The sequence below is a fragment of the Bradyrhizobium sp. 137 genome, from assembly GCF_023074095.1.
Taxonomy (GTDB): domain Bacteria; phylum Pseudomonadota; class Alphaproteobacteria; order Rhizobiales; family Xanthobacteraceae; genus Bradyrhizobium.
In genome coordinates, this window is the sequence record NZ_JADPKU010000021.1 from 55,539 (window position 1) to 82,007 (window position 26,469).

General features: G+C 64.7%; 23 protein-coding genes and 1 other RNA gene. 12 read left to right on the forward strand and 12 right to left on the reverse strand.

Going from position 1 to position 26,469, the window contains the following annotated elements:
• Positions 1-135: 135 nt before the first annotated feature.
• From IVA78_RS04075 to IVA78_RS04085, 3 genes are all read right to left on the reverse strand, one after another.
• Entirely contained in the window at positions 136-771 is a 636-nt protein-coding gene (locus tag IVA78_RS04075) for a LysE family translocator (protein WP_247464438.1), read from the reverse strand.
• A 360-nt stretch (positions 772-1,131) separates the two neighbouring features.
• Positions 1,132-4,212, reverse strand: coding sequence for a DNA polymerase I (polA, locus tag IVA78_RS04080; protein ID WP_247464441.1), 3,081 nt, complete (start codon positions 4,210-4,212; stop codon positions 1,132-1,134).
• A gap of 225 nt (positions 4,213-4,437) precedes the next feature.
• Positions 4,438-5,508, reverse strand: coding sequence for an acyltransferase family protein (locus tag IVA78_RS04085; RefSeq protein ID WP_247464444.1), 1,071 nt, complete (start codon positions 5,506-5,508; stop codon positions 4,438-4,440).
• 194 nt (positions 5,509-5,702) lie between these two features.
• Here IVA78_RS04085 and IVA78_RS04090 point away from each other — a divergent pair, with 194 nt between their 5' ends.
• From IVA78_RS04090 to IVA78_RS04115, 6 genes are all read left to right on the forward strand, one after another.
• A complete protein-coding gene (locus tag IVA78_RS04090) occupies positions 5,703-7,019 on the forward strand; it encodes a UDP-glucose/GDP-mannose dehydrogenase family protein (RefSeq protein ID WP_247276410.1) in 1,317 nt (438 codons plus the stop codon).
• A 184-nt stretch (positions 7,020-7,203) separates the two neighbouring features.
• Complete coding sequence (gene hrpB, locus IVA78_RS04095; RefSeq protein WP_247464447.1) at positions 7,204-9,678, forward strand: ATP-dependent helicase HrpB; 2,475 nt, start codon at positions 7,204-7,206, stop codon at positions 9,676-9,678.
• A gap of 381 nt (positions 9,679-10,059) precedes the next feature.
• Positions 10,060-10,572 (forward strand): TIGR02281 family clan AA aspartic protease, encoded by a 513-nt coding sequence (locus IVA78_RS04100; protein ID WP_247464451.1) that lies wholly within the window; start codon positions 10,060-10,062, stop codon positions 10,570-10,572.
• 62 nt (positions 10,573-10,634) lie between these two features.
• Positions 10,635-10,931 (forward strand): nucleotidyltransferase family protein, encoded by a 297-nt coding sequence (locus IVA78_RS04105; protein ID WP_247276413.1) that lies wholly within the window; start codon positions 10,635-10,637, stop codon positions 10,929-10,931.
• Positions 10,932-10,959: 28 nt separating this feature from the next.
• Complete coding sequence (locus IVA78_RS04110) at positions 10,960-11,268, forward strand: HepT-like ribonuclease domain-containing protein (RefSeq protein WP_346275283.1); 309 nt, start codon at positions 10,960-10,962, stop codon at positions 11,266-11,268.
• 150 nt (positions 11,269-11,418) lie between these two features.
• On the forward strand, positions 11,419-12,918 hold the full coding sequence (locus IVA78_RS04115) for a phosphomannomutase/phosphoglucomutase (RefSeq protein WP_247464459.1): 1,500 nt from the start codon (positions 11,419-11,421) through the stop codon (positions 12,916-12,918).
• Positions 12,919-12,983: 65 nt separating this feature from the next.
• Here IVA78_RS04115 and IVA78_RS04120 read toward each other — a convergent pair whose 3' ends face one another.
• The 7 genes from IVA78_RS04120 to IVA78_RS04150 form a co-directional block, all read right to left on the reverse strand.
• On the reverse strand, positions 12,984-14,450 hold the full coding sequence (locus IVA78_RS04120) for a methyl-accepting chemotaxis protein (protein WP_247464462.1): 1,467 nt from the start codon (positions 14,448-14,450) through the stop codon (positions 12,984-12,986).
• Positions 14,447-14,788: a hypothetical protein gene (locus IVA78_RS04125; RefSeq protein ID WP_247464465.1), complete on the reverse strand. Its 342-nt coding sequence runs from the start codon at positions 14,786-14,788 to the stop codon at positions 14,447-14,449. Before IVA78_RS04125 ends, IVA78_RS04120 begins: the two co-directional genes overlap by 4 nt.
• 81 nt (positions 14,789-14,869) lie before the next feature.
• Positions 14,870-15,379, reverse strand: coding sequence for an Lrp/AsnC family transcriptional regulator (locus tag IVA78_RS04130; protein WP_247276417.1), 510 nt, complete (start codon positions 15,377-15,379; stop codon positions 14,870-14,872).
• Positions 15,380-15,446: 67 nt separating this feature from the next.
• Positions 15,447-16,400 carry a sugar kinase gene (locus IVA78_RS04135; protein ID WP_247464468.1) on the reverse strand — a complete coding sequence of 318 codons (954 nt, stop codon included), beginning with the start codon at positions 16,398-16,400 and terminating at the stop codon, positions 15,447-15,449.
• Positions 16,401-16,413: 13 nt separating this feature from the next.
• Positions 16,414-17,358, reverse strand: coding sequence for an NAD(+) diphosphatase (gene nudC, locus IVA78_RS04140; protein ID WP_247464470.1), 945 nt, complete (start codon positions 17,356-17,358; stop codon positions 16,414-16,416).
• A gap of 10 nt (positions 17,359-17,368) precedes the next feature.
• Positions 17,369-17,788 carry an HIT family protein gene (locus IVA78_RS04145; RefSeq protein ID WP_247464474.1) on the reverse strand — a complete coding sequence of 140 codons (420 nt, stop codon included), beginning with the start codon at positions 17,786-17,788 and terminating at the stop codon, positions 17,369-17,371.
• Positions 17,789-18,130: 342 nt separating this feature from the next.
• Positions 18,131-18,772: an HD domain-containing protein gene (locus IVA78_RS04150; RefSeq protein ID WP_247464477.1), complete on the reverse strand. Its 642-nt coding sequence runs from the start codon at positions 18,770-18,772 to the stop codon at positions 18,131-18,133.
• A 105-nt stretch (positions 18,773-18,877) separates the two neighbouring features.
• On the opposite strand from IVA78_RS04150, the gene IVA78_RS04155 reads away from it, so the two are divergent.
• The 6 genes from IVA78_RS04155 (at position 18,878) to IVA78_RS04180 (ending at position 23,425) form a co-directional block, all read left to right on the forward strand.
• A complete protein-coding gene (locus tag IVA78_RS04155; protein ID WP_247464479.1) occupies positions 18,878-19,879 on the forward strand; it encodes a GlxA family transcriptional regulator in 1,002 nt (333 codons plus the stop codon).
• 126 nt (positions 19,880-20,005) lie between these two features.
• Positions 20,006-20,102, forward strand: an RNA gene (gene ffs, locus IVA78_RS04160) — signal recognition particle sRNA small type.
• A 92-nt stretch (positions 20,103-20,194) separates the two neighbouring features.
• A complete protein-coding gene (locus IVA78_RS04165) occupies positions 20,195-22,012 on the forward strand; it encodes a DNA polymerase III subunit gamma/tau (protein WP_247464481.1) in 1,818 nt (605 codons plus the stop codon).
• A gap of 26 nt (positions 22,013-22,038) precedes the next feature.
• Complete coding sequence (locus IVA78_RS04170; RefSeq protein ID WP_247464498.1) at positions 22,039-22,359, forward strand: YbaB/EbfC family nucleoid-associated protein; 321 nt, start codon at positions 22,039-22,041, stop codon at positions 22,357-22,359.
• A 1-nt stretch (position 22,360) separates the two neighbouring features.
• The gene (gene recR / locus IVA78_RS04175) at positions 22,361-22,963 is read left to right on the forward strand and encodes a recombination mediator RecR (RefSeq protein WP_247464501.1); all 603 of its coding nucleotides are present in this window, start codon (positions 22,361-22,363) and stop codon (positions 22,961-22,963) included.
• A gap of 27 nt (positions 22,964-22,990) precedes the next feature.
• On the forward strand, positions 22,991-23,425 hold the full coding sequence (locus IVA78_RS04180) for a hypothetical protein (protein ID WP_247464504.1): 435 nt from the start codon (positions 22,991-22,993) through the stop codon (positions 23,423-23,425).
• Positions 23,426-23,569: 144 nt separating this feature from the next.
• On the opposite strand, the gene IVA78_RS04185 is transcribed toward IVA78_RS04180, so the two are convergent.
• A complete protein-coding gene (locus IVA78_RS04185) occupies positions 23,570-24,925 on the reverse strand; it encodes an MFS transporter (protein ID WP_247464507.1) in 1,356 nt (451 codons plus the stop codon).
• A gap of 190 nt (positions 24,926-25,115) precedes the next feature.
• Positions 25,116-26,315 (reverse strand): DNA recombination protein RmuC, encoded by a 1,200-nt coding sequence (gene rmuC, locus IVA78_RS04190; protein ID WP_247464510.1) that lies wholly within the window; start codon positions 26,313-26,315, stop codon positions 25,116-25,118.
• Positions 26,316-26,469: the final 154 nt, after the last annotated feature.

Below are 26,469 nucleotides of genomic sequence, written 5' to 3' on the forward strand. Positions count from 1 at the left end.
GTAGCGCGAGCGGGGTGGGGTGAAGGTCCCTCCGCATCGAACCGTGCTCGTGGGGAGAGATCACCCCACCCCGTCTCACATTTCGCTGCGCTCAATGTGAGCCGACCCTCCCCCTCCAGGCGAGGGTCGGAAAGCTCACACCTTCTTCGCCTCGACCGCCATCCGCACAGCGAGCCCGGCCAGCACCGTGCCCATCAGCCAGCGCTGCACCAGCATCCAGCTCGGCCGACTTGCGAGGAACAGCGCGATCGATCCGGCCGCGAGCGCGATCATCGCATTCACGCTGACGCTGATTGCGATCTGGATCGCCCCTAACACCACCGACTGCGCCAGCACGCTGCCGGCAGTGGGATCGATGAACTGCGGCAGCAGCGCCAGATACAGCATCGCGATCTTGGGGTTGAGCAGGTTGGTGACGAAGCCCATCGCGAACAATTTGCCCGGGCTGTCGATCGCGAGCTTCCTGACCTGGAAAGGCGAGCGTCCGCCCGGCTTCACCGCCTGCCAGGCGAGCCACAGCAGATAGCCGGCGCCGGCGAAGCGCAGCGCGTCATAGGCGAAGGGAATCGCGAGCAGCAGCGCCGTGATGCCGAAAGCCGCGCACAGCATGTAGAACACGAAACCCAGCGCCACGCCGCCGAGTGAGATAATGCCCGCCGTCGGCCCCTGCGTGATCGAGCGCGAGATCAGGTAGATCATGTTCGGCCCGGGCGTGAGCACGAGACCAAGGCAAACGAGGGCAAAGCCGAGCAGGGCGGGTGTGTGGGGCATGGGGCGACCGGTGCGAAGGACGGCACGGTTCTAATATGCGCGCCGACGCGAGGCCATCGCGCAATTGCTCGGAGGACAATCGAGGCGGGGCGCGCTCTCTTTGCTCCCTCTTCCAGCAAGGGGCAGGACTGTCACATTTGAAGACTCTGCGTTTGCCGCCATCCTTCGAGGCGCCCGCCTTTGGCGGCCCTCAGGATGAGGAGCAACTGTGCGGCAGCAGTTTCAACGCGTACCGACGCTGCTTAGCCGCATCCTGAGGAGACCGCGCGGCGGTCGTCTCGAAGGACGAGGCGTGCGCTCAGCCGCCTCCAAAGTGATATGCGATCGCTCTGCCGCCAACAGGGAGAGGTTGGGAAGAGCTCAATGCGCCTCGTCCCAGTTCGTCGCTGCCCGCGCATCGACATGCAGCGGCACTGATAGCAGCACCGCCGGGAAGGGCGCATCCTGCATCACGTGCTGCACCACCGGCAGCGTCGCCTCGACCTCGTCGTCCGGCACCTCGAAGATCAGTTCGTCGTGCACCTGGAGCAGCATCTGCGCCGAGAGCTTCTTCTCGGCCAACGCGTCCTCCACCCGCGTCATGGCGCGGCGAATGATGTCAGCAGCGGTGCCCTGGAGCCGCGCGTTGATCGCGGCGCGCTCGTTGAAGGCGCGCACCGAGGCATTGGAGGCCTTGATATCCGGATAGTGGCATTTGCGGCCGAACAGCGTGGTGACGTAGCCGTGGCTGCGGCAGAAGTCGCGCGTCTCGTCCATATAGGCGCGGATGCCGGGGAAGCGCTCGAAGTATTTCTTAATGTAGGCGGCCGCTTCCTCGCGCGCGATGCCGAGCTGGTTGGCGAGGCCGAACGCGGAGATGCCGTAGATGATGCCGAAATTGATCGCTTTGGCTCGGCGGCGGATTTCGCTTGGCATGCCCTTGATCGGCACGCCGAACATTTCCGACGCCGTCATGGCGTGAATGTCGAGCTCGTCGCGGAACGCCTGCTTCAGCACGGGAATGTCGGCGATCTCGGCCAGCAGCCGCAGCTCGATCTGCGAATAGTCGGCGGAGACCAGCTTGTGTCCGGGCGTCGCGACGAAGGCCCGGCGGATCTTGCGGCCGTCCTCGGTGCGCACCGGGATGTTCTGCAAGTTCGGCTCGTTCGAAGACAACCGGCCGGTCGTAGTCGCGGCCAGCGCGTAGGTGGTGTGGACGCGGTGGGTCTGCGGATTGACGTAGGTCGGCAGCGCATCGGTGTAGGTCGATTTCAGTTTCGAGACCTGGCGCCACTCCAGGATCTTCTTCGGGAAGTCGTGGCCCTGCTCGGCGAGCTCGTCGAGCACCTGGGCGGTTGTCGACCACGCGCCGGTCTTTGTCTTGGAGCCCCCGGGCAGTCCCATCTTGCCGAACAGGATGTCCCCGATCTGCTTGGGGCTGCCGACATTGACCGGCTCGCCCGCAATCTCCTGGATCTCGGCCTCGACCCGCGCTGCGGTCTGGGCGAATTCGCCCGACAACCGCGACAGCACCTGGCGGTCGATCGAGATGCCGCGCCGCTCCATGCGCGCGAGCACGGACACCAGCGGCCGTTCCAGCGTCTCATAGACAGTGCTCATGTGCTCGGCGACGAGACGCGGCTTCAGCACGCGCCAGACTCGCAGGGCGATATCGGCGGCTTCCGCCGAGAGCGGCGCGGCTTTGTCGATCGTCACCTGGTCGAAAGTGATCTTGCACTTGCCGCTGCCGAGCAGCTCGCTCTCCTTCAGCATGGCATGGCCGAACCAGCGCTCGGCGAGCTGCTCGATCGCATGCGAGCCACGGCCGGCGTCGAGCACGTAGGAGATGAGCTGCGCATCGTCGATGTTGCGCAGCGTGATTCCGTGCTGCGCCAGCATCACGGCGGTGAATTTGACGTCGAAGCCGACCTTGAGGATGCCTGATGATTCCAGCACTGGCCGCAGCGCTTCGATGGCATCAGTGTGCTTGATCTGGTCGGGTGCCAGACCCGCGTCGAACAGGCCGGCACCACCGCCGGATTGCTTGTGCGCCAGCGGCACATAACAGGCTTCGTTCGGCGCCACCGCCAGCGCGATGCCGCAGAGATCGGCCTGCATCGGATCGATGGAGTTGGCTCTCGTCTCGATCGCGACGTGGCCGGCGTCATGGATGCGGGCGATAAAGGCGTTGAGCTCCTGGAGCGTCTTGATCGCCTGATACTTGCTGCGGTCGACCGGAAGCTTGCGCAGCGCCTCTTCGCGCGCGGCGGCCAGCGAGATCGGCGCACCCTTCCGGCTTGCGGCCTTGTCCTCCTTGCTCGCCGATTTATTGCGTGGACCAGGGGCTGCTTGTGCCGGCGTGCCGGTGCCCGGCGCGGGCACGACGTCCGAGGGCGGCAACGGCGAGAACACGCTGGCGCCGCTCGTATAGCCGGGATCGGCATCGACATTGGCGGGATCGATCTGGGAATATTCGGCGACGCGCCGCGTCAGCGTCGTGAATTCCATTGCCTTCAGGAAGGCGATCAGCTTGCGTGCATCCGGCTCGTGGACGGCGAGGTCGTCGAGTGGCACCTCGAGGTCCACCTTGTCGTCGAGCAGCACGAGCTGCCGCGAGATGCGCGCCTTCTCCGCATTCTCGAGCAGCGCCTCGCGCCGTTTGGGCTGCTTGATCTCGCCGGCGCGGAACAACAATTGGTCGAGGTCGCCATATTCGGTGATCAGTTGCGCCGCGGTCTTGATGCCGATGCCGGGCACGCCGGGCACGTTGTCGGTCGAATCGCCCGCGAGCGCCTGCACCTCGACCACCTTGTTCGGCGGCACACCAAACTTCTCGATCACCTCTGGTATGCCGATGCGGCGATCCTTCATGGTGTCGTACATCGTGACGCAATCGGTGACGAGCTGCATCAGGTCCTTGTCGGAGGACACGATGGTCGCGCTCGCGCCGCGCTCGCAGGCCTGCCGCACATAGGTCGCGATCAGATCGTCGGCTTCGAACCCCACCTGTTCCAGGCAGGGCAGGTCGAAGGCGCGCACGGCCTCGCGGATCAGTGAGAATTGCGGGATCAGATCATCAGGTGCCGGCGGCCGGTGCGCCTTGTAGTCGGGATAGATCTTGTTGCGGAAAGTGATTTCAGACTTGTCGAAGATGATCGCCAGATGCGTCGGCCGGTTGTCCTCGGGCATCTCGCGCAACAGCTTCCACAGCATGTTGCAGAAGCCGAGCACGGCATTGACCTGGAGGCCGTCGGACTTGCGGTTCAGCGGCGGCAGCGCGTGATAGGCGCGGAAGATGTAGGAGGAACCATCGACCAGGAAGACATGGTCGCCCTTGCCGGCCGCCTTCGCCGCGACCGGCTTGGCAGCAGCTTTGGCAGCAGCGGATTTGCTCTCGGCGGCCGCCTTTGGCGCGGCCTTGGTGTCAGCTATGGCGGTGGTCTTCGGGGATGTCTTGGGCATGGCCGCAATGTATGAGCTTTTGCGGGCTTTGACAGCCTTGGGAGGCGGATTTTTGGCTCGCTATCCCCACGGTCTCACAGGACCCATCCAGTAATCGGGAGGCCGCCGGCGCCCCATCCTTGAGGAGGATGGCGACACAATCATGCAATCCAGTGCGCCGCGGCTTTTCCGTATCCGACTGATGCCTGTGGAATACTGGATGCCCGCCCCCGCGTGGCATGACCGCTATTCCGCCGCCTGCAACACCGCCCCGGCTTTTTTCTTCGGCGCGATCCAGAACGCATCGGGCCGCTCGAACAGGAAGTGCGCATGAAGCCGCAGCGCAAACTGCCAGATCGCGAGTGCCCCGAGCACGCCGAGAACCGTGACGATCAGCGACACCGTGCCGATGTCGCCAATGACGCCCGTGCGCAGCAGCAGCGTCCGCGTCGCCGCCATCGGCAGGAAGAAGGCGAGATAGATCACGATCGAATGCTCGCCGCAGAAGCGGAGAAAGTTCAGCCACTGCGCGCGCGCGAGCAGCGTGCCGATCGTGATGATGGCGCAAGCGCCGGCGAAGCCGAGCACGAGCGAGACGACCTTCCATTCGCTGGCCCCATGCGCGACGAGGCCGGCATTGACCAAGGCCCAGCCCGCGAGCGCCGCAAGCGCAAGGGCAGGACGGCTGCGTGCGCGATCAGACAGCGCGAACACGTAAGGCGCGAACAGATAGCCCGAATAGAAATAGACAAAGCGCGCGCAGAACTCGTCGATGACCGTCCAGCCGGTCGTGATGCGTGCCGTCTCCAGCGCCGCGGCGGCGAGCCAGATCGCGAGCGGCGGGATCTTGCGTGTCAGTTTCGTGACGACGAAGAAGATCGGCAGCAGATAGATGAACCAGAGCGTGCCGAACGGCTCGATGAAGGATTCGAGGTACAAGAGGCCAGCCTCGCGCCAGCTCGTTTCCGCCGCGAAGACCGGCGCCTTGAAGCCGAACTGGATTGTCACCCAGACGACATAAAAATAGGCGAAATGCACCACCTTGCGGTCGAGATAGGTTCGCCAGTCCCGATCGATCACCAGGGCCAGGAACAGGCCCGAAATCAGGAAGAAATCCGGCATCCGAAACGGCTTTGCGAAGGCGACGGCGACATGCATGAAGCCTGTCTGGCCAGCGGCGAGCTCAACCCCGAGCACCGAATGCATCATCACCACCATGACGATGCAGATGCCCTTGGCGTAGTCGACCCAGTCGACACGCGCGGCAGAAGGGGGCTTGGAACGGCCGCCTGCAGCGATTGTGCCTGATCGTGCCATGGTGTCCCTTTTTGAGGCGTGTTCCGCCGCTCTCCGTCTGTCGGCGGGGCAGTGTGGCGCCTTGCGGTTTCAGACTTCTTTACCGGTTCAATTCCCGTGCCGCTTTTTTGCATGCGGACTCTTCCCTCCCCTCGGGAAAATGCTAAACCGCCCCGCGTCGGGGTTTCATTAACCAATCTAAGACAGGGATTTTCATGCGCATCGCGATGATCGGCACGGGCTATGTGGGATTGGTGTCCGGGGCCTGCTTTGCGGATTTCGGGCACGACGTCACCTGCGTCGACAAGGACGAGAAGAAGATCGCGGCGCTTCATCGCGGCGAAATCCCGATTTACGAGCCCGGGCTGGACGAGCTGGTGGCGAACAATGTGAAAGCCAAGCGGCTGGATTTCACCACCGATCTGTCCAAACCGGTCGCGGAGGCCGATGCCGTGTTCATCGCGGTCGGCACGCCCTCGCGTCGTGGTGATGGGCACGCTGACCTCTCCTACGTCTACGCCGCCGCTCGTGAGATCGCACAGTCGCTCACGGGCTTCACCGTCGTAGTGACGAAGTCGACCGTTCCGGTCGGCACCGGCGATGAGGTCGAGCGCATCATCCGCGAGGCCAATCCGTCAGCCGACGTCGTGGTCGCCTCCAACCCCGAATTCCTGCGCGAAGGCGCGGCGATCCGCGACTTCAAATTCCCCGACCGCGTCGTGGTCGGTACCTCCGACGAGCGTGGCCGCAAGCTGATGGGCGACATCTACCGCCCGCTGTCGCTGAACCAGGCGCCGCTGATGTTCACGGCGCGCCGCACCGCCGAGATGATCAAATACGCCGCCAACGCGTTCCTGGCGACTAAGATCACGTTCATCAACGAGATCGCCGATCTCTCGGAAAGGGCCGGCGCCAACGTCCAGGAGGTCGCGCGCGGCATTGGCCTGGACAACCGCATCGGCACCAAATTCCTGCATGCCGGCCCCGGCTTCGGCGGCTCGTGCTTTCCGAAGGACACCAAGGCGCTGATCAAGATCGCGCAGGACTATGACGTGTCCCTGCGCATCGTCGAATCCGTGCTCGCGGTCAACGAGAACCGCAAGCGCGCGATGGCGCGCAAAGTGAGCCAGGCGCTCGGCGGCTCGCTGCGCGGCAAGACCATCGCGGTGCTCGGCCTCACCTTCAAGCCTGATACCGACGACATGCGCGATGCGCCCTCGATCCCGCTGGTCACCGGCCTGATCGACATGGGCGCGAGCGTCAAGGCGTTCGATCCCGTCGGCATGGAGCAGGCCAAGAGTGAGCTGCCCAACATCACCTATTGCGAGGATGCCTATTCCTGCGCGCAAGGCGCCGATGCGCTCGTCATCGTCACCGAATGGGTGCAGTTCCGCGCGCTCGATCTCGACCGGCTGAAGGCGACCATGGCAAAGCCCGTGGTCGTCGATCTCCGCAACATCTACCGCCCCGAGGACATGGAAGCCGCCGGCTTCGTCTACGAGAGCATCGGCCGCCCGTCGGTTCAAGGCTGACGATCTGCCGCCAAATAATTCCGTCATGGCTGGGCTTGCCGTCTTCGCCTAGGCTTCGCCGGCCCGATTCTGTAAGCCCGGCGAAGCATTCGCGGAGCCGGGTCCCGGCCATCCACGTCTGTTTTCTAGTCCAAGGATGTGGATGCACCGGACCAACCCCCGGGCACGACGAACGGATAGATACTTGCCCCGCAGCTTCGACACGCCCCTCCCGATCGATGCCGTGCTCGATGACCTCTCGCGCACGCTGGAGGCGCATAACGCGGCCGTGCTGGTGGCGCCGCCGGGTGCGGGCAAGACCACGCGGGTGCCGCTGGCGCTGCTGGATGCGCCCTGGGCCAAGGATAAGAAGATCATCGTGCTGGAGCCGCGCCGCATCGCCGCTCGCGCTAGTGCCGACCGCATGGCCAAATCGCTTGGCGAGCGCACGGGCGAGACCGTCGGCTATCGCGTCCGCTTTGGCTCCAAGATCTCGCGCGCCACGCGCATCGAAGTCGTGACCGAAGGCATCTTCACCCGTCAGATCCTAGATGACCCCGAGCTTTCGGGCGTTGCCGCGATCCTGTTCGACGAATTCCACGAACGCTCGCTCGATGCCGACATGGGCCTGGCGCTGGCGCGCGATGCGCAAACCGGCCTGCGCGAGGATCTCCGTATCCTCGTGATGTCGGCCACGCTCGATGGCGCGCGCGTGGCAAGATTGCTCGGCGAGGCGCCCGTCGTCGAGAGCGAGGGCCGCGCCTTTCCGGTCGAGACCCGCTATCTCGGCCGCAAAGCGGACGCGCCGCTAGAGCGGCAGATGGCCGACGCGATCGCATCGGCACTGCGCGCCGATAGCGGTTCGGTGCTGGCGTTCCTCCCCGGCGCCGCCGAAATCCGCCGCACTCAGAGCTTTCTCGCCGAACGCGTGCAGGACGCTTCGATCGAGATCGTGCCGCTGTTCGGTGCGCTCGATGCCGCCGTGCAGGACCGCGCCATCGCGCCGGCGCCCAAGGGCATACGCAAGGTGGTGCTGGCGACATCGATCGCCGAGACCTCGCTCACCATCGAGGGCGTGCGTATCGTCGTCGATTCCGGTCTCGCCCGCGTGCCGCGCTACGAGCCCGACATCGGGCTGACCCGGCTCGAGACCGTGCGCGCCTCGCGCGCGGCGGTGGACCAGCGCCGCGGCCGCGCCGGCCGCACCGAGCCCGGCGTTTGCTACCGCCTCTGGGACGAGCCGCAGACGGCTTCGCTCGCGCCTTATACCCAGCCGGAGATCCTCAGCGCCGATCTGTCGTCGCTGGTGCTCGATCTCGCGCAATGGGGCGTTGCCGATCCTGCAGCGCTGTCGTTCCTCGATCCGCCGCCGCAGCCGGCCTTGAAGGAAGCCAAGAGCCTGCTCTTGGAGCTCAACGCGCTCGATGGCGACGGCCGCATCACCGCGGAGGGCAGGAGCCTGCGCGCGCTGGCGCTGCCGCCGCGGCTGGCGCGCATGATCGTGGATTCGCATCGCGCCGGCAGCGGCGAGGCGGCTGCCGAGACCGCGGCCATCATCACCGAGCGTGGGCTCGGCGGCGACAGCGTCGATCTCGAGCACCGGCGCGACCAGTTCCGCCGCGACCGCTCGCCGCGTGCCGCGAGCGCGCGCGACCTGGCGCGGCGCTGGGCCTCGCAGGTGGCGGCATCGGAGACAGCGGGGCAGCAGGAGGAACTTTCGACCGGCCTGATGCTCGCCTATGCCTTTCCGGATCGTGTCGCGCGCAACCGCGGCAATGGCAGTTTCGTGCTGGCCAACGGCCGCGGCGCTTCCGTCGAGCAGACCTCTTCGCTGGCCCGCGCGCCTTACATCGCAATCGGCGAAATGACGGGAACGGCGGCGAGCGGACGCATTCTGCTCGCCGCGCAGATCACGCAGGACGAGATCGAGCGGCATTTCGCTTCGCATATCGAGAGCACCGACGAGATATTCTTCGATCGCGGCGCGATGGCGTTGCGGGCGCGGCGCAAGCGCGCGCTGCACGCGATCACGCTCTCCGAGGCGACGCTTGCTGTGTCGCCCTCGGAGGAAACGGCGCGCATCTTCGCGGATGGCCTGATCGCCGCCGGCCTCGACCGGCTGCCCTGGTCAAAAGCCGCCAAGCAGTGGCGCGATCGGGTGATGTTCCTGCGCAAGGCCGAGGGCGAGAGCTGGCCTGACCTGTCGGACGATGGATTGGTCGCGCGGCGCGACGAATGGCTGGTGCCGGCGCTCTATGACAAGACCGCGCTCAAGGATGTTTCCGCCGGCGATCTCTCCGATGCGCTGATGGCGCTGCTGCCGTGGGACATGCGCACGCGGCTCGACCGCGAGGCGCCGACGCATTTCGAGGCGCCGACCGGGAGCATGCTGGCGATCGACTACGAGGCCGAGCAGGGGCCGACCATCGCGGTGCGGCTGCAGGAGTTGTTCGGCCTCAAAACCCATCCCTCGATCGCCGCCGGCAAGGTGCCGTTGGTGCTGGAATTGCTGTCACCGGCGCAGCGCCCGGTGCAGGTGACGCGCGATCTTCCCGGCTTCTGGCGCGGCAGCTACAATGCAGTCCGCTCCGACCTGCGCGGCCGCTACCCGCGCCATCCCTGGCCGGATGATCCGGCCAGCGCGCTGCCGACAAGGCGGGCGAAGCCGCGGGGGACGTGAGATGTCTTCTCCCTCTTCCCGCAGGCGGCAGGGCTATCGCAGTTGAAGGCTGTTTGCCTTCGGCCATCCTTCGAGACGCTCGCCTGTGGCGGGCCCTCAGGATCACGACAGAGTGTACGGCAGCAGTTTCAACGAGCACCGATGCCGCTTAGCCTCATCCTGAGGAGACCGCGGAGCGGTCGTCTCGAAGGACAAGGCGCGCGCTCACTCGTCGCCAAAAGCCATATGCGATTGCCCTGCCGCAGGCGGGGAGAAGTCAGGCGGCCGCATTAACCGTCCGCTCATCCTTTTCGTCAAAATGGCATCGGTCCAGCCGTGGCTTCGCTCGCGGACGGGCGTGCCGCGTGGTGAAATCGAGCTTTCCGGCTCGGAAGTGATGTGATGCGTAACATAGTGATCTTCGCGGCCGTCATGATCGGCCTCGGCACCTTCATGGCGCAGATGGCGGACAAGATGAGCTCCGCCTCCGCCACCTCGGTGCCGCGCACGACGGTGGCAGTCGCTTCCTCCGCGCCGGCCGGCGGCCACAGCCTCGCCATCTCTCGCGACGGCCGCGGTCATTTCCAGGCAGAGGGCCGGATCGAAGGCCAGCGTATCGGCTTCATGGTCGACACCGGCGCGTCCGTCGTTGCGCTGAACGAGACCTCGGCCGCCCGCTTCGGTCTGCGTCCCTCGCGCAGCGAATACAACGCGACCGTCTCCACTGCCAACGGCACCATCAAGGCCGCGCGCACCCGCATCGCCATGCTGGAGGTCGGCGGCCTCGTCGTGCGTGACGTCGATGCCATGGTGCTGCCGGACGCAGCGCTGTCGGAGAACCTGCTCGGCCTTTCCTTCTTGTCCCGCCTCAAGCGCTTCGAATACGCCAACGGCCAGATGGTGCTCGAGCAGTAAGTTCGCTTTAGCGGCCCGAAGAGGCTCTCCCACCGGAGCAGGCGGGGTGCTATATTCCATCCATGAACGGCCCCGATGCGATAGCGATTCTGCGACAGTTCGAGCCTGCCCTGCGCGAGCGGGGCGTTTTGCATGTCGCGTTGTTCGGCTCGGTGGCGAGGGGTGAAAATCATCCCGGCAGCGATGTCGATATCATGGTCGAGATCGATCCGAATAAGCGGATCACGGTCTTCGATTACGTCGAGCTCAAGGAATATATTGCCAAGCTCTTTGATGAACCCGTTGACGTCGTCAACCGTGACGGCCTGAAATCATACGTCGCTCCCGCCGCAACGGCCGACGCTATCTATGCCTTCTGATCGCATCCCCGGGGCACTGCGAGACATCTTGCATCACATCGATTTGGCGGCTGAATTCGCCGGACGTCTTGATCGCGAGGAATTCGCGGCGGATATGCGGACCGTCTACGCAGTTACGCGGTGTCTGGAGATTATTTCAGAAGCATCCCGCCGTCTGCCCGAGGAGTTGAAGGCGAGGCACCCGGCGATCGCGTGGAAACAGATGGCAGCCGCAGGCAATGTCTATCGCCACAACTATGAGGACGTTGCCGCCCATTTCGTGTGGGAGACTGTTCAACGGGCTCTGCCGCCTCTCAGGGAGGTCCTTGAAGAGGAGGTTGCACGGCTACAGCGTTAGCCCATTCTTGTCAGACATCTATATCGCGCGCGCTTCGTTACCAAACTGCCGCAATTATCGGCCATAAGCCTTTATTCCCGCCTTCCGCTGCGGTCCGGCATTCGCTAAGGCTGCAGCAAATCCTGCCCCCCTTTTCACGAGACCGTCTCAATGTTCCCGAAGCCGAAATCCGTATTGTTGCCCAACACCTATGCCTTCGAATCCGAGCCGATGGTGAAGCCGACGGGCTTTCGCGAGTACGACGCGCGCTGGTTGTTCCAGAAGGAAATCAACCTGATGGGTGTGCAGGCGCTCGGCATGGGCCTGGGCGCGTTGTTCGCCGAGCTCGGCGTCAGGCAGGAGATCGTCACCGGCCATGATTTCCGCGGCTATTCGGCCTCGATCAAATACGCGCTGATCTCCGGCCTGATGGCGGCGGGCTGCAAGGTGCACGACATCGGTCTTGCGGTGACGCCGATGGCCTATTTCGCGCAATTCGATCTCGACGTGCCCTGCGTCGCCATGGTGACGGCCTCGCACAACGACAATGGCTGGACCGGCGTGAAGATGGGCGCCAACCGCCCGCTGACCTTCGGTCCCGACGAGATGACGCGGCTGAAGGAGATCGTGCTGGGCGCCGAGTTCAAGAACAAGGCCGGCGGCTCCTATCAGTTCCACGAGAACTATCCGGCGCGCTACATCGCCGATCTCACCTCTCGTCCGAAGCTGTCGCGCAAGCTCAAGGTCGTCGCGGCCTGCGGCAACGGCACCGCCGGCGCGTTCGCGCCGCAGGTGCTGGAGGCGATCGGCTGCGAGGTGATCCCGCTCGATACCGAGCTCGACCACACCTTCCCGAAATACAACCCGAATCCTGAGGACATGGAGATGCTGCACGCGATCCGCGACGCGGTGCTGCATCACAAAGCCGATGTCGGCCTCGGCTTCGACGGTGACGGCGACCGTTGCGGTGTCGTCGACAACACCGGCGGGGAGATCTTTGCCGACAAGGTCGGCGTGATGCTGGCGCGCGACATGTCGGCGATCCACAAGGACGCGCAGTTCGTCGTCGATGTGAAGTCGACCGGCCTGTTCGTCACTGATCCCGTGCTCCAGAAACAGGGCGCGAAGGTCGCCTATTGGAAGACCGGTCATTCCTACATGAAGCGCCGCACCAACGAGATGGGCGCGCTGGCGGGCTTCGAGAAGTCGGGACACTTCTTCTTCAACAAGCCGTTCGGCCGCGGTTATGACGACGGCCTGGTCTCGGCGATCGCGATCTGCGACATGCTCGACCGCGCGCCGGGCAAGTCGATGGCCGACCTGAAGAACGCGCTGCCAAAGACCTGGTCGTCGCCGACCATGTCGCCGCACTGCGCCGACGAGGTCAAATACGGCGTCATCGACGCCGTTGTGAAGCATTTCGAGGGGTTGCAGGCGAAGGGCGCCAAGATCGGCGGCCAGGCGATCCGTGATCTCGTCACCGTCAATGGCGTGCGCATCACGGTCGAAGACGGCAGCTGGGGCCTGGTGCGCGCTTCCTCCAACAAGCCCGAACTCGTCGTCGTGGTCGAGAGCCCGGTCTCGGAGCAGCGCATGCACGACATGTTCGAGATGGTGAACAGCGTGCTGCGCACGCATCCCGAGGTCGGCGAGTACAACCAGAAGATCTGAAGCGCGCCGTGCCGCGGCGGCCTGACTCGAGGCGAGTGCAGCCGACTATGCCATGCGCGGGCGGCTCACGCCGCCTGCAGCGCACCGAGAAAGCCGTTCACCTCGGATTTCAACTGATCGGATTGCGACGACAAGCCGTTGGCTGCCTCTAGCAGCCGGTCAGTTGCCTTGCTCGCGTCTTCCGATGCACGGCTGACACTGAGGATGTTCTTGTTGACGTCTCTGGTCCGGTCGGCAGCCTGTTGCAAATTGTTGGCAATCTCACGCGTCGCTCCGCCTTGCTGCTCGACCGCAGCGGCAATCTCACCGGAGATCCGGTCGATTTCGGCGATAGTGCCGCCGATCGCCTCGATCGCGCCGACCGCCTCACCGGTCGCCGCCTGGATGTCCTGGATCTGGGCGGAGATCTCTTCAGTTGCCTTGGCGGTCTGATTGGCCAGTGCCTTGACCTCGCTCGCGACGACCGCAAAGCCCCGGCCATGCTCACCGGCTCGCGCCGCTTCGATGGTCGCGTTCAGGGCCAGCAGGTTGGTTTGGCTGGCAATACTCTGGATCAGCGTCACCACCTCCCCGATCTTTTGCGTGCCGGTTGCGAGCATTTCGACAACTGTATTGGTCCGACGCGCTTCCTCAGCGGCTTTCGCGGCGATTTGGGCCGATCGCGTCACCTGCTCGGAGATGCTGTTGATCGAAGCCGTGAACTCTTCGGTTGCCGCCGCAACGGTCTCTACATTGGCCGTCGCGCAGGTCGAAGCCGTGGCAGCAGCCGTGCTCTGCCGCATCGCTTCGACGTTACTGCCCCGCATCGATGCGGATAGGTCCTGCATCTCGCCCGCAGCGCGCGCCACTGCTTCGACGACACCGCTGATCCTGTGCTCGAAACCGGCTGCAAGGTTGCGACGGGCGTCGTCCCGCTTTTGCTTGGCGCGTGCGGCCTCCTGTCGGTCTGCGTTGGCGCGGGCTTCAGCGGCGCTCGCAGCCTGCGCCTCGGCGGTTTTCTGAGCCGCCATTGCGAAGATCCCGGTGACCGTATGCGCGAGCCAGATCAGGACGCCGGCCTCGATCAGAACGATGACGGCGTGGAGCACCACGCGGCCGAGATCCGCGCCGCCGGGGTAGATGGCCGCCGGCAGAACGAAATTCAGCGTCAGGTGATGCAAAGCGACTGCAACCGTGCCGGCGACGATCGGACGATAGTCGCAATATGCGACGAGACAGGCTAGCGCCGCGAAGAAGTACATGTGCATGTCGACCTGCCACGGGTGACCGGCGAACTGGAACACCAGCATCGAAACGCCGCCCATCAGCGCAACGGCAACGATCATTTGGGTCGAAGGTCCGTTTCCTCCAGCCGACCACGCGATGCTTGCGGCCGAGGCCATCGCGGCCATGAAAATGGCCGGTAGCAACCACCCGGTGCCCAAGATCACCCCGACCACGACCGCGAGCGGGACATGCAGCCAGAGCGCCACGAGCAGGATCTTGCTCGTGCTCGCGCGCAGGACCGCCAGTTCATCACCTTCGAAGGTCATTCCCCAGTCCCCAATGGCTTGTTCGTGAAACAGGCATCGATCGCTTGCGGGTCGAGGGTCAGCCAGGCCCCCGCCTCGTGCAGCTTCTTCAATCCATCGTGGCTGTCGGGACGCAGCACCAGAACGGCCGGCGCAGCCGTCATCCGCACAAATGCGGCGTTCGCCGATGCGGCGGCCATCAACGCCTGCTGGGCGTTCCACCAGGGCGGGAATGCCACTGCCACCACCTCAGCGTCCGGTCGTGCCTGCAGCGAAAGTGCTGCAACCGCGACCCAGCTCACTAGCAGCAACGCTGCTGCGGGCAGCCAGCTTGTTCTGAGGACGTTCCCCGACTCCATCTCCGAGGATCATAGCTTCACGAAGCTAACCGAGGGTAAATCTCTGGTAGAAGAAAGCCGAGCCTTCGCGAGCCTGCCGCGCTATGCCGCGACCACCGCCGGGATCGGCAGCGCAGTGACCGACTTGATCTTCTCCATCGCGAAGCGCGAGGTGACGTTCTTCAGCGGCACGGCGCTGATCAGCTTCTTGTAGAACACGTCATAGGCCTGCATGTCTGCCACCACTACGCGCAGCATGTAGTCGACGTCGCCGGCCATGCGATAGAACTCCATCACCTCGGGCATGGCGCTGACGGCTTCGGCGAACCGCTTCAGCCAGGCGTCCGAGTGATCGGCGCTCTCCACCGAAACGAACACGGAGATGCCGAGCCCGATCTTGTTCTGGTCGACGAGGGCCACGCGCTTGATGATCACGCCGTCGGCCTCAAGCCGCTGGATGCGCTTCCAGCAGGGGGTCGAGGACAGGCCGACGCGGTCGCCGATCTCGGCGACGGAGAGGGAGGCATCTTCCTGGAGCACCATCAGGATCTTGCGGTCGATGGCATCGAGGCGGCGGCTGGTCTCGGGGATCTGGACGGCAAGGTCGGTCATTTGAAGAACTTTGTTCCATTTCAGGGGCGAATTCCCCTGATACATAGAAAATCATTCTATCGCAAGCCTATAATGCTGGCGCCTGACCGGGCATCGCCGCCTGCTGCCCTCTCAAAAACTCTTCAACTTCAACGCGTTGTGGGGCGGCTAGGCCACCGCCATGGCGGGTGCATTTCAGCGCCGCGGCGGCCGCGGCGAATCGCAGCGCCTCCCGCGTCCCCTCACCCTCGGCGAGGCGCAGCGTGAATGCGCCATGGAAGACGTCGCCGGCGCCGAGCGTATCCACCGCATGAACAGGGAAGGCTGGCGTCTCCTTCAGCTCGCCTGTCTCGTTCAGCCAGATCGTGCCGAGGGGACCGCGTGTGGCGGCGAGGAAGGCCGGCGTCAGCTTGGCGAGGCGCTTCAATGCCTCGCCGTCGTCGGCGATGCCGGCGGTCTCCTGCACCTGTTCGCTGGCGAACAGCAGATGCGAGGCGGCCGTGAGCAGGCCGTCCTGCAACGACATCGCGCGGTCCACGCCGACGATGAGGGGAATGCCGCGCTGCCGTATCTCGGTGCAGAGGGAAGTCGCGAACGAGGCGCAGCGGCTTTCGACGAGGACCGCGCGGCAATCGGCCAGCAATTCGTCCACGTCCGGCAGTTCTACGCTCCACAAAGCCGGATCACGATAGATGGTGATGGTCCGCTCGCCGGAGGGCTCGATCATGATCGCCGAGACCGGCGTGGCCAGGCCCGACATGCGAACGATATGGCTGGCGTCGATGCCCTCCAGCGCCATCCGTTCGAGGATGAAGCTGCTCGACGTCTCCCGCGCATCGCCCATCGGCCCAGCGAACGTGACGCGGCCGCCGAGGCGCGCAATGGCGATCGCGGCATTGAGCGCGTTGCCGCCGCAGATCTCCGCAAGCTGGCTCGCGTTGGCCTTGCTGCCGCGCGCTGGCACGTGTTCGACGCGGAAGGTGAGGTCGCGCACGGGAATGCCGATGCAGAGGATGCCCGGCGCAAGTCCCGTTGCGGTCATGGACGCTCTCAGTTCAGGTGCGGCTCTTGTCGTGCACCCAGCGGCCGAGCAGGTGATGGGCGATCGCGAAGGGATGTGGTCCGGCGAGCCCGTCGGGGTGCGTCCGCGTCAGCATCAGCGCAGCCTCCTCGCGCGTGAACCAGCGCGCGTCTTCCAGCTCCATGCGATCGACGACGATGTCCTCGTTCAGCGCCCGCGCGCTGCAGCCGATCATCAGCGACGACGGATAGGGCCAGGGCTGCGTCATGTAATAGTGCACGTCGGTGCAGCGGATCCCGGACTCTTCCAGGATCTCGCGGCGCACCGCGTCCTCAATGGTCTCGGCCGCCTCGACGAAGCCGGCAAGGCAGGAATACATGCCGGGTGGAAACTGCTTCTGGCGGCCGAGCAGGCATTTGTCGCCGGAGGCGACCAGCATGATCACGACGGGATCGGTGCGCGGAAAGTGCTCCGCCTTGCAGGCAGGACAGTCGCGCTTCCAGCCGCCTTCCTTCATGCTGGTGCGCGCGCCGCAATTGGCGCAATAGCCGTGACGCTGGTGCCAGCTCACCATCGACTTCGCCATCGCGATCGCCGACAGCTCCTGTGGCGGAAGCGCGCCCTGCATTGCCATGCCGCGCAGCTCAGTCACAGTGTAGTCGTCGCGGCCGACCAGCTTCTCGGCCGCCGCCTGCGACATCCCCATGCCGAACATTGCTACCCCGTCACGCAGCCCCAGGAAGACCGTGCCGGGATTGGCGCCGCATTTCACTGCCTCGTCAATTCCCAGCAGCGCCCGCACCTTCTCGCCCTCGCGCGTCACCAGGAGCGAGTCGCGATAGACCACATAGGCGCGCGATGACGGCTTCTGCTCCAGCGCGAACAGCTTTTCGTCGTCGCGGCGCAGATGCGCAGCACGGTCGAGGACGTTGGTGACGAAGGCCGGCTGTCCCAGCGGGAACGCGTCGAATGCTGACATTATTTTTCTTTCAACCCAACCAAATCTTGCGGCGGAGCGCGCTGATGAAATTCTGCACTTCAGTGGCGTCGTGCGCCAGCGGCGGCATCACGCCCCACACCGGCCGTGGCCAGGCCGCATCACTGGTGCGGCGCGCGATGATATGAACATGAAGCTGCGGCACGAGGTTGCCGAGCGCGGCGACATTGAGCTTGTCGCATTTGGTGATCTCCTTCAGCGCGCGCGAGACGCGGGAGATCTCCGTCATCAGCTGCGCCTGCTGCACCTCGTCGAGATCGATGATCTCGACCGCGTCGGGCCGCCGCGGCACCAGCAGCAGCCAGGGATAATGCGCGTCCTTGATGACCAGCACCTTCGACAGCGGCAGATCGCCGATGTCGATGGTGTCCTCATTCAGGCGGGAATGCAGCGACCAAGCGGGTTCGGGCATGGAGGTTCCGGATGGGCCCGATGGGTTCGGGCTTGTTGGAGCCGACCATACGATACGGAGTCAGCGAGGGGAAGGTTGAGGCTCCGCCGCCACTGCATACGCGATCGTCGTCCTGGACAAGCGCGCGCCGATCCAGGACCCAGTACCGAGGGACTGGTTTGACGAAGACTCGTAGTGACCAGCCTTGTGCCTCTCTGGTATCGCCGAATTCCATCCGGATCGCCTTGCGATAGGCGCGCAAACGCCTAACCCATTCGCGGTTTGTCAGTCATCTAACGGTTTCCTTATCGATGATGTGTGAGCGCAAGGCGGTGCGCGCGACAGGATGTCGGTCCCGAGGGCTCAGCCGTGCCAATGGGAGTTGCGGATGACGCTGCAGAAATTGCCGCGATGGAAATGCGGCTCCTTGTCGGCGATGACGTCGGCCTTGACGTTGCCGAACGTCGTTTGGGGCCTATGCTTGATGCCGTCATAGAACGCCTGGATGATATCTTCCTTGAAGTGCGCCGTTCGCGGAAATGCCTTCACCACGGCTTGGCGTTCCTCGTCCGGATATTCGTCGTAGGTGAGCCCGAGAACGTCCATTTCGACGCCAGCGGTTACCAGCGCGACGACGGGATGCATGTGCTGGGGAATGCCCGGCGTGGTGTGCAGCGCGATCGCGGTCCAGACCGTATAGGCATCCGCTTCCCGGATGCCGTGGCTGCGCAGGAAATCGCGCGCCGCATGGGCGCCATCGACTTCGAACCGCTCGTGCTTGCTGCCATGTCCGGGCATCAGGCCGATATCGTGAAACATGGCGCCGGCGTAAAGCAGCTCGCGGTCGAACTTCAGCCCGCGGCGGATGCCTGCCAGCGCCCCGAAATGGTAGACGCGGCTGGAATGATTGAAGAGCAGGTCCGTCTCGGTGTCGCGGATATATTCGGTAATGGCACGCGCCAGCGTGCTGTCGGGAATCTGGGCGGCTTCGTTGATTTTCGACATGGCGTTCTCCTGGAAATCTCTGGTGGCTGGCAGGCTAAGTCTGGGCTATTCTGTCTGCAATTGACGCAATACGTCTAAAACGGACAAATCTGCACCGAGGCGGACATGAATGGGAAGCCAACAGCGAGGACTGTTGTGATCGTTGCGCTGCCATGGGTGCAGCTTCTCGATGTCGCCGGGCCGCTCGACGTGTTCGCCGAGGCCAACGTGCAGGCCGGCCGTGCGGCCTATGCGCTTTTCGTGGCTGCGACCGAGCCGGGCCCGATCTTCAGCTCCTCCGGCGTCCGCTTAATGCCGGACCGAATCATCGACCGCGACTTGCAGGAGCCCATCGACACCCTGCTGGTCGCCGGATGCCCGAACGCTACCGAGATCCCTGCGAATGCCAATGTGGTCGGCTGGCTTCGCCGGCGAGCGTCCAGGACGCGGCGGTTCGGGTCGGTGTGCAGCGGCGCATTCTTCCTTGCGGCGGCCGGCCTTCTCGACGGCCGGCGGGTTACGACGCACTGGGCAGTCGCCGATACCCTCGCGAGTAAATTTCCGTCGGTCACGGTCGACAAGGATGCGATCTACGTCATCGACGGAAAACTTCGCACCGCGGCCGGCGTGACCGCCGGGCTCGATCTCGCGCTTGCACTGGTGGAGGAAGACCTTGGACGCGAGACCGCGATGAAAGTCGCTAGCCAACTCGTGATGTTCTTCAAACGGCCGGGTGGGCAGATGCAATTCACCCGCAAGGGCGCGGCCGTTCCTGCTGGGCGTGCGGCATTGCAGGAGCTCCAACGCTGGGTCGCCGCCAATCCCGGTCTGGACCATCGGGTTGCGAACCTGGCCAAACGCATGGAACTCAGCCCGCGGCATTTCGCGCGGCTGTTCCGTGCCGAGGTAGGCATCACGCCTGCGACTTGGGTCGAAGAAGCCCGCGTCAACGCCGCGAGGCGGCTGCTGGAGTTCGGTAACGAAGCGCCAAAGCAAGTGGCGATTCGTTGTGGATTTGCGGATGCCGATACGTTGCGGCGCGCTTTCGCTCGCCACGTCGGCGTGACGCCGGCCGAATATCGCAAGCAGTTTGCGCACATGGCCGAGGTTCCGGGGCAGGTGCCCTGACCACGCTCGGCATCCCGTCTGGCGGTACCCGGCAGGTATGCTGGATTGGGGATGGCCCCGATAGGAAGACTATGTCCGTGGACAGCCGACTTGCTTTCCGCTTCCTTTGGCCCCAAATAGGGACCGGGAGATTGGCGGTGGACGAGCCACTCGCCAACCGGGTCAGGTCCGGAAGGAAGCAGCCCTAACGAGGTCCGGATCGGGTCGCTCGTCAGTCTCCTACCTGTTTTTCGAGCGAATTGCGCCGGCGGCCCCCCGCTGGCGTGCTCCTTTCCGCAAAAGCCGGCCAACAGACATTTCATTGCGGATCGACCGATGACCGACGCTGGCGCCCCTCCCGATCCCGACAGCGCGAGCCAGGCCCCCACACCCTACCGCGTGCTGGCGCGCAAATACCGCCCTTCCTCTTTCGATGATCTGATCGGCCAGGAGGCTGTGGTCCGCACCGTCTCCAACGCGTTCGAGACCGGGCGCATTCCGCAGGCGTGGATCCTCACCGGGGTCCGCGGCGTCGGCAAGACGACCACCGCGCGTATTCTCGCCCGTGCGCTCAACTACGAGATGCCGGATGCTTCGGTGAAGGGCCCGACCATCCACATGCCGACACTCGGCGTGCACTGCCAGGCGATCATGGAAAGCCGGCACATGGACGTGCTGGAGATGGACGCCGCTTCGCACACCGGCGTCGACGACGTCCGCCAGATCAATGACAGCGTGCGCTATGCCCCCGCCAGCGCCCGCTACAAAGTCTACATCATCGACGAAGTCCACATGCTGTCGACGGCGGCGTTCAACGCCTTCCTGAAGACGCTGGAGGAGCCGCCGGAGCACGCCAAGTTCGTGTTCGCCACGACCGAGATTCGTAAGGTTCCGGTGACGGTGCTGTCGCGCTGCCAGCGTTTCGACCTGCGCCGCGTCGAGGCCGACGTGCTGATGAAGCACCTCGCCAACATCGCGGCCAAGGAAAGCGTCGAGATCGAGCCGGAGGCGCTCGGCATCATTGCCCGCGCCGCCGAAGGCTCGGTGCGCGATTCGCTGTCGCTGCTCGACCAGGCGATCGCGCATGCGGCTGGCACCGTGAAGGCCGATGCCGTCAGGCAGATGTTGGGCCTCGCCGATCGCACCCGCGTCATCGATCTCTTCGATTCACTGGCGCGCGGCGACATCGCGGCCGCTTTCAAGGAGTTCCGCGATCAGTACGATGTCGGTGCCGATCCCATCGTCGTGCTCTCGGACCTCGCCGAGTTCGTCAATTTCGTCACCCGTGTGAAGATCGTGCCGGCGACCGCCGACAACGTCGCCTATGGCGAGACCGAGCGGGTCCGCGCACGGGACTTCGCGTCCAAGATTTCCATGCGCGTGCTGTCGCGGATGTGGCAGATGCTGCTCAAGGGCATCACCGAGGTGCAGGCCGCGACGCGTCCCGCCGCGGCGGCGGAAATGGTGCTGGTGCGCATTGCCTATGTCGCCGACCTGCCGACGCCGGACGAGGCGATCCGGATGCTGGAGCAGAACGGTGGCGGTTCGCCCGTCGTGAGCAGCGGCAGTGCCACGCGCAGCGCGCCTTTCGCGCCGGTCGCTTCTGCTGCGCCGGTTCGCATGCCGACATCCTCGCCGTCCCCGTTCGGCGCCCGCGCCCGGCCGCAGATGGCGGCCCCCGCGCCGGATCCGCAAGCTGCAGCGCCGGTGCTGCGCGTCACCAGCTTCACCCAGCTCGTCGCGCTGGCCGGGCAGAAGCGCGACATCATGACCAAGAGCGCGCTCGAAGGCGACATGCGCCTCGTCCGCTTCGAGGAGGGCCGGCTGGAAGTCGCGCTCGAGCCCAACGCCTCCAAGACCATGATCTCCGAGCTCGCGAAAAAGTTCGAGCTGTGGACCGGGCGCCGCTGGACCGTGATCGTCTCCAACGAGCAGGGCCAGCCGACGCTGCGCTCGGTGAACCAGGCCGCGAAGCAGGAGCATGCGCGCACCGCCGAGGCCGATCCGCGCGTGCAGGAGGTGCTGTCGCGTTTCCCCGGTGCGAAGGTCGTCGAGGTCCGCAGGCTTGCCCCCGAGGTGCCGGAAACCAATATTAACGCCGACTATGGCAGTGACGATCCGCCCGACGGTTCCGACGGCGACGATGATCTCTGAGCCATTCTTTCCAAGGACGAGCACCGATGGCTGATTTTCTCGGCATGATGAAGCAGGCGGCGCAGCTGCAATCCAAGATGCAGGAGATGCAGGACCAACTCGCCAACGTGGAAGTCGAAGGCATCTCCGGTGGCGGCCTCGTCGCGGTGCGCATGACTGCGAAGATGGACGTCAAGGCCGTCAAGATCGACCCTGCGCTGATGAAGACGGACGAGCGCGAGGTGCTGGAAGACCTGCTCGTCACCGCCTTCGGCGATGCTCGCCGCAAGGCGGAGACTGCGATGCAGGAGAAGATGCAGGCCCTCACCGGCGGGCTCGGCCTGCCGCCGGGGTTGTTCGGCCAGTAATATGGGCGCCGTTGCAGGTCCCGAAATCGAGCGGCTGGTCCAGCTCCTCGCGCGGCTGCCGGGCCTCGGCCCGCGCTCGGCGCGGCGCGCGGCGCTGCATCTGATCAAGAAGCGCGAAGCGCTGATGATGCCGCTTTCGTCGGCCCTCCAGGTCGCGCTCGACAAGGTCGAGGTCTGCAAGACCTGCGGCAACATCGATACGCAAAATCCCTGCACGGTTTGCACCGATCCGAAGCGCGATCCCTCCATCATCGTCGTCGTCGCCGACGTCGCCGACCTCTGGGCGCTGGAGCGGGCCAATGCCACCCAGGGGCGTTATCATGTGCTCGGCGCGACATTGTCGCCGCTCGACGGCGTCGGCCCGCAGGACCTCACCATCGACGCGTTGGTGGCGCGCGCGCATGACTCGCAGGTGCACGAGATCATTCTGGCGCTTAATGCAACGGTGGACGGCCAGACCACGGCGCATTACATCACCGACCTGCTTCAGGACGCCAATGTGAAGGTGACGCGGCTCGCCCATGGAGTTCCTGTCGGCGGCGAGCTTGATTATCTCGATGAAGGTACGCTATCGGCTGCGATGCGGCAGCGTACCCTGTTCTAGCCATCCAGAATTTACGGAACGGACGACATGACGAAACCTTTCGCCACACGATCGGCTTTGGTTGCGACGATGATGATGCTGGTGAGCCCGGCCATCTCCGCGCAGCACGGCGACGAGGCGCTGCCGCCGTCCAAGCCCGGCAAGCCGATCAACACCGGCGACGTGCTCTCCGGCGAGTTGAATGCGATGAAGGTGCGCGACGTCAAGAACGGCAAGCGCGTTGCGACCTACCAGATCACCTCCGAGCCGCGCCGCCTGCCGCCGCCGAACGGGCTGTGCAATCTCGAGACCGGCCCCGAAACCTTCCAGCTCGTCACCTCCAGCGACGCGCAGGCCGCGCAGCTGAAATCGTTCGTCGGCAAGGAAATCTCGGTCAAGGTCGACGAGATCGCCTGCGCCAGCGATGCCGGCCAGATGAGCGAGGCCGTGATCACCAAGTGGAGTTTGATCAAGAAGCAGTAGGAATGGCTCGCGATTGGCCCCTTGCCGCGGCTTTCTCCGCCGTCGTCGCGAGCGAAGCGAAGCAATCCAGAAATTCTTCCGCGGAACGGTCTGGATTGCTTCGTCGCAAGAGCTCCTCGCAATGACGAAGGCGAGACGTCGGTCCTACACCCTGACTGGCCCCAGCGTCTTGAAATGGCCGCGCTTCTGGAGCCAGGCCAGCAGTACCAGGCTCGGGATCGCCACCAGCACGCAGATCACGAAGAACAGCGCCCAGCCGGCCGTATCAGCCACGAAGCCGGCACCTGAGGAGAGATACGTTCGTCCCACCGCCGCGAGCGCGGTGAGCAGCGCGTATTGCGTCGCCGTGTGCAACGGGTTCTTGCACAGGGCGGAGAGATAGGCGACGAAGATCACGGTGCCGATGGCGCTGGTGAAGTTCTCAGCCGTGATGGCGAAGGCGAGCGCCCATTGGCTGGTGCCGACGAACGCCAGCCAGGAGAACGAAAGGTTGGCGAGTGCCTGCACCACGCCGCCGATCCACAGGCTGGTCGCGAGCGAATAACGCCGCGCGACAAAACCGCCGGCAAAGCCGCCGAGCAACGTCGCGGCGAGCCCGACACCCTTCACGATCGCCGCATAATCGTTGCGGGAAAAGCCGAGGTCGATCACGAACGGCGCGGTCATCGTGCCGGAGAACGCGTCGGTGAACTTGAACAGAACGACGAAGGCGAGCGCGGCGAGCGCGTCTTTCCGCGACAAGAATTCCGAGAACGCCCCGATTGCGGCGCGCAGCACCCGTGCGAACGCGGTCTCGGCCTTTGTCGCAGCTTCCGCCCGCACCGATTGCTCCGGCTCGGTTGCGAGGAGCGCCGTGATGGTCCCAATCAGCACCATCGCCGCCATCACCACATAGCCCCACATCCAGGCCGATTGCCGCGTAATGCCGGTGCCCTCGAAGCCGGAGACGATGAACAGCGCGCCCGCGGTCGAGACCAGCATGCCGATGCGATAGGCCGCGACATAAGCGGCCATGCCGGCCGCCTGCTCGCTCTCGGGCAAGCTCTCGACGCGGAAGGCATCGACCACGATGTCCTGGGTCGAGGACATGGTTGCGACCAGCAGCGCGCCGAGCGCGACGTAGAACGGCGAGCGCGCGGGATCGGTGAGCGCTAGCAGCAGGATGGCGATGATCAGCAGCATCTGCGAGAACAAGAGCCAGCCACGCCGCCGCCCGAAGGCGCGGGTGAACAGCGGCACATGCATCGCATCCACCAATGGCGCCCACAAGAATTTCAGCGTGTACGGCGTGCCGACCAGCGCAAACAGCCCGATGGTCTTGAGATCGACTCCGGCCTCGCGCATCCACACCAGCAGCGTCGAGCCCGACAGCGCCAGCGGCAGGCCGGATGAGAAGCCGAGGAACAGCACGATCAGCACCCGCGGTTGCAGGTACACGGCAAAGCTGTCACGCCAGGAGGCGGCAGCGCCGGCGGAGGAGGTCGCGTCGGGTGCGGTCATGCGCAGGTGTTAGCAGATTCTGGCCGAAAAGACTCTGGCGGAGCTCGGTGGCCGGAAGCTCTCTCTACCCTCCCGGTGTCATCGTCCGCGACGGCGGACGATCCAGTATCCACCAGCGTCTCGATCCAATACGACCGCCGCGGCGTACTGGATGCCCCGCCTGCGCGGGGCATGACAGTGTGCCTTAATCTCACTCCCCTGCCTGCAGCTTCCTCGGGAACACCTCGCCCGCGTCCGTCGCGACCAGCCGTGGGGCATCGGCCGCATCGCTCTTGCTGAAATCGAGCTCCTCGATGCGTCCGGCGCGCTTCTCGATCTTGTCGGCGGAGATCAGAACCTGGCGGACGTCCTCGTTGACGTCGGAGAAATGCTTTTGCAGTTTCAGCACCCGGTCGCGCAGACGGCCTAAATCGTCGCCGAGCTTGATAACCTCGGTGCGGATCTGGTCGGCGGCGTCGCGCATGCGCGCGTCCTTCATGATCTGCTGCATCACCTGGATCGCGAGCATCAAAAGCGAAGGCGACACCAGCACCACGCGAGCGCGGTACGCTTTCTGGATCACGTCGTCAAAGCCGTCATGGATCTCGGCATAGACCGATTCCGACGGTACGAACATCAGCGCCATCTCCTGGGTCTCGCCGGTGACGAGGTATTTTTCGGCGATGTCGCTGACGTGCTTCATCACGTCGCCGCGTAACCGCTGCGTGGCAATCCGCCGCTCTTCGTCGGTACGGGCATCGTGCAGGGCCGTCACCGCCTCCAGCGGAAATTTTGCATCGATGCAGAGCGGGCGCTGGTCGGGCAGGAACACGACGCAATCGGGCCGCTTGCCGGTCGAGAGTGTGAACTGGAACTCGTAGGACCCTTTTGGAAGACCGTCCTGGACAATCGCCTCCATCCGCGCCTGGCCAAAGGCGCCGCGCGACTGCTTGTTGGCGAGCACGTCGCGCAGGGTCGTCACCTGGGTGGTGAGGTCGCTGAGGTTCTTGTGCGCGCTGTCGATGATACCGAGCCGCTCATGCAGCGCGCGCAGGCTCTCCATGGTGTTGCGGGTGGAGTGTTCCATGGACTGGCCGACGCGATGCGTCACCGAATCCAGCCGCTCATTGACCGCCCGCGCCATCTCGGCCTGGCGGCCGGCCAGCGCCTGGGTCATGGCGTCGACCCGGCCCGAAGCCTCGCTCTGGGCCCGCAGCACCTCGCTCAGGCGCTCCTCGAGCTCGTCGGCACGGATGGCATTGGCCATCGCGAGTTCCGCGCCGCGCCGCCCGGAGCGCGCGATCACCAGGGCAATCACCACCAGCAGGATGAGGACGAGGGCGCCGAAGCCGATCAGCGCGTCGATGGTGCGCACCGGCCACTCGCCGAGCACGAAGATGATCTCGTTCATGCCGACCCTTCTAGCCGATTCGCCGGGCTCCACGAACGAATAGCGAACGTTTATGGCCAAAGTCCCATTGATTCTTATGGTTAACGAAATCTGAAGTTTTATGGTTAGCGGAGGGTTAACGGAGTTCCGCGCCGGATTGACCGCACCCGACACG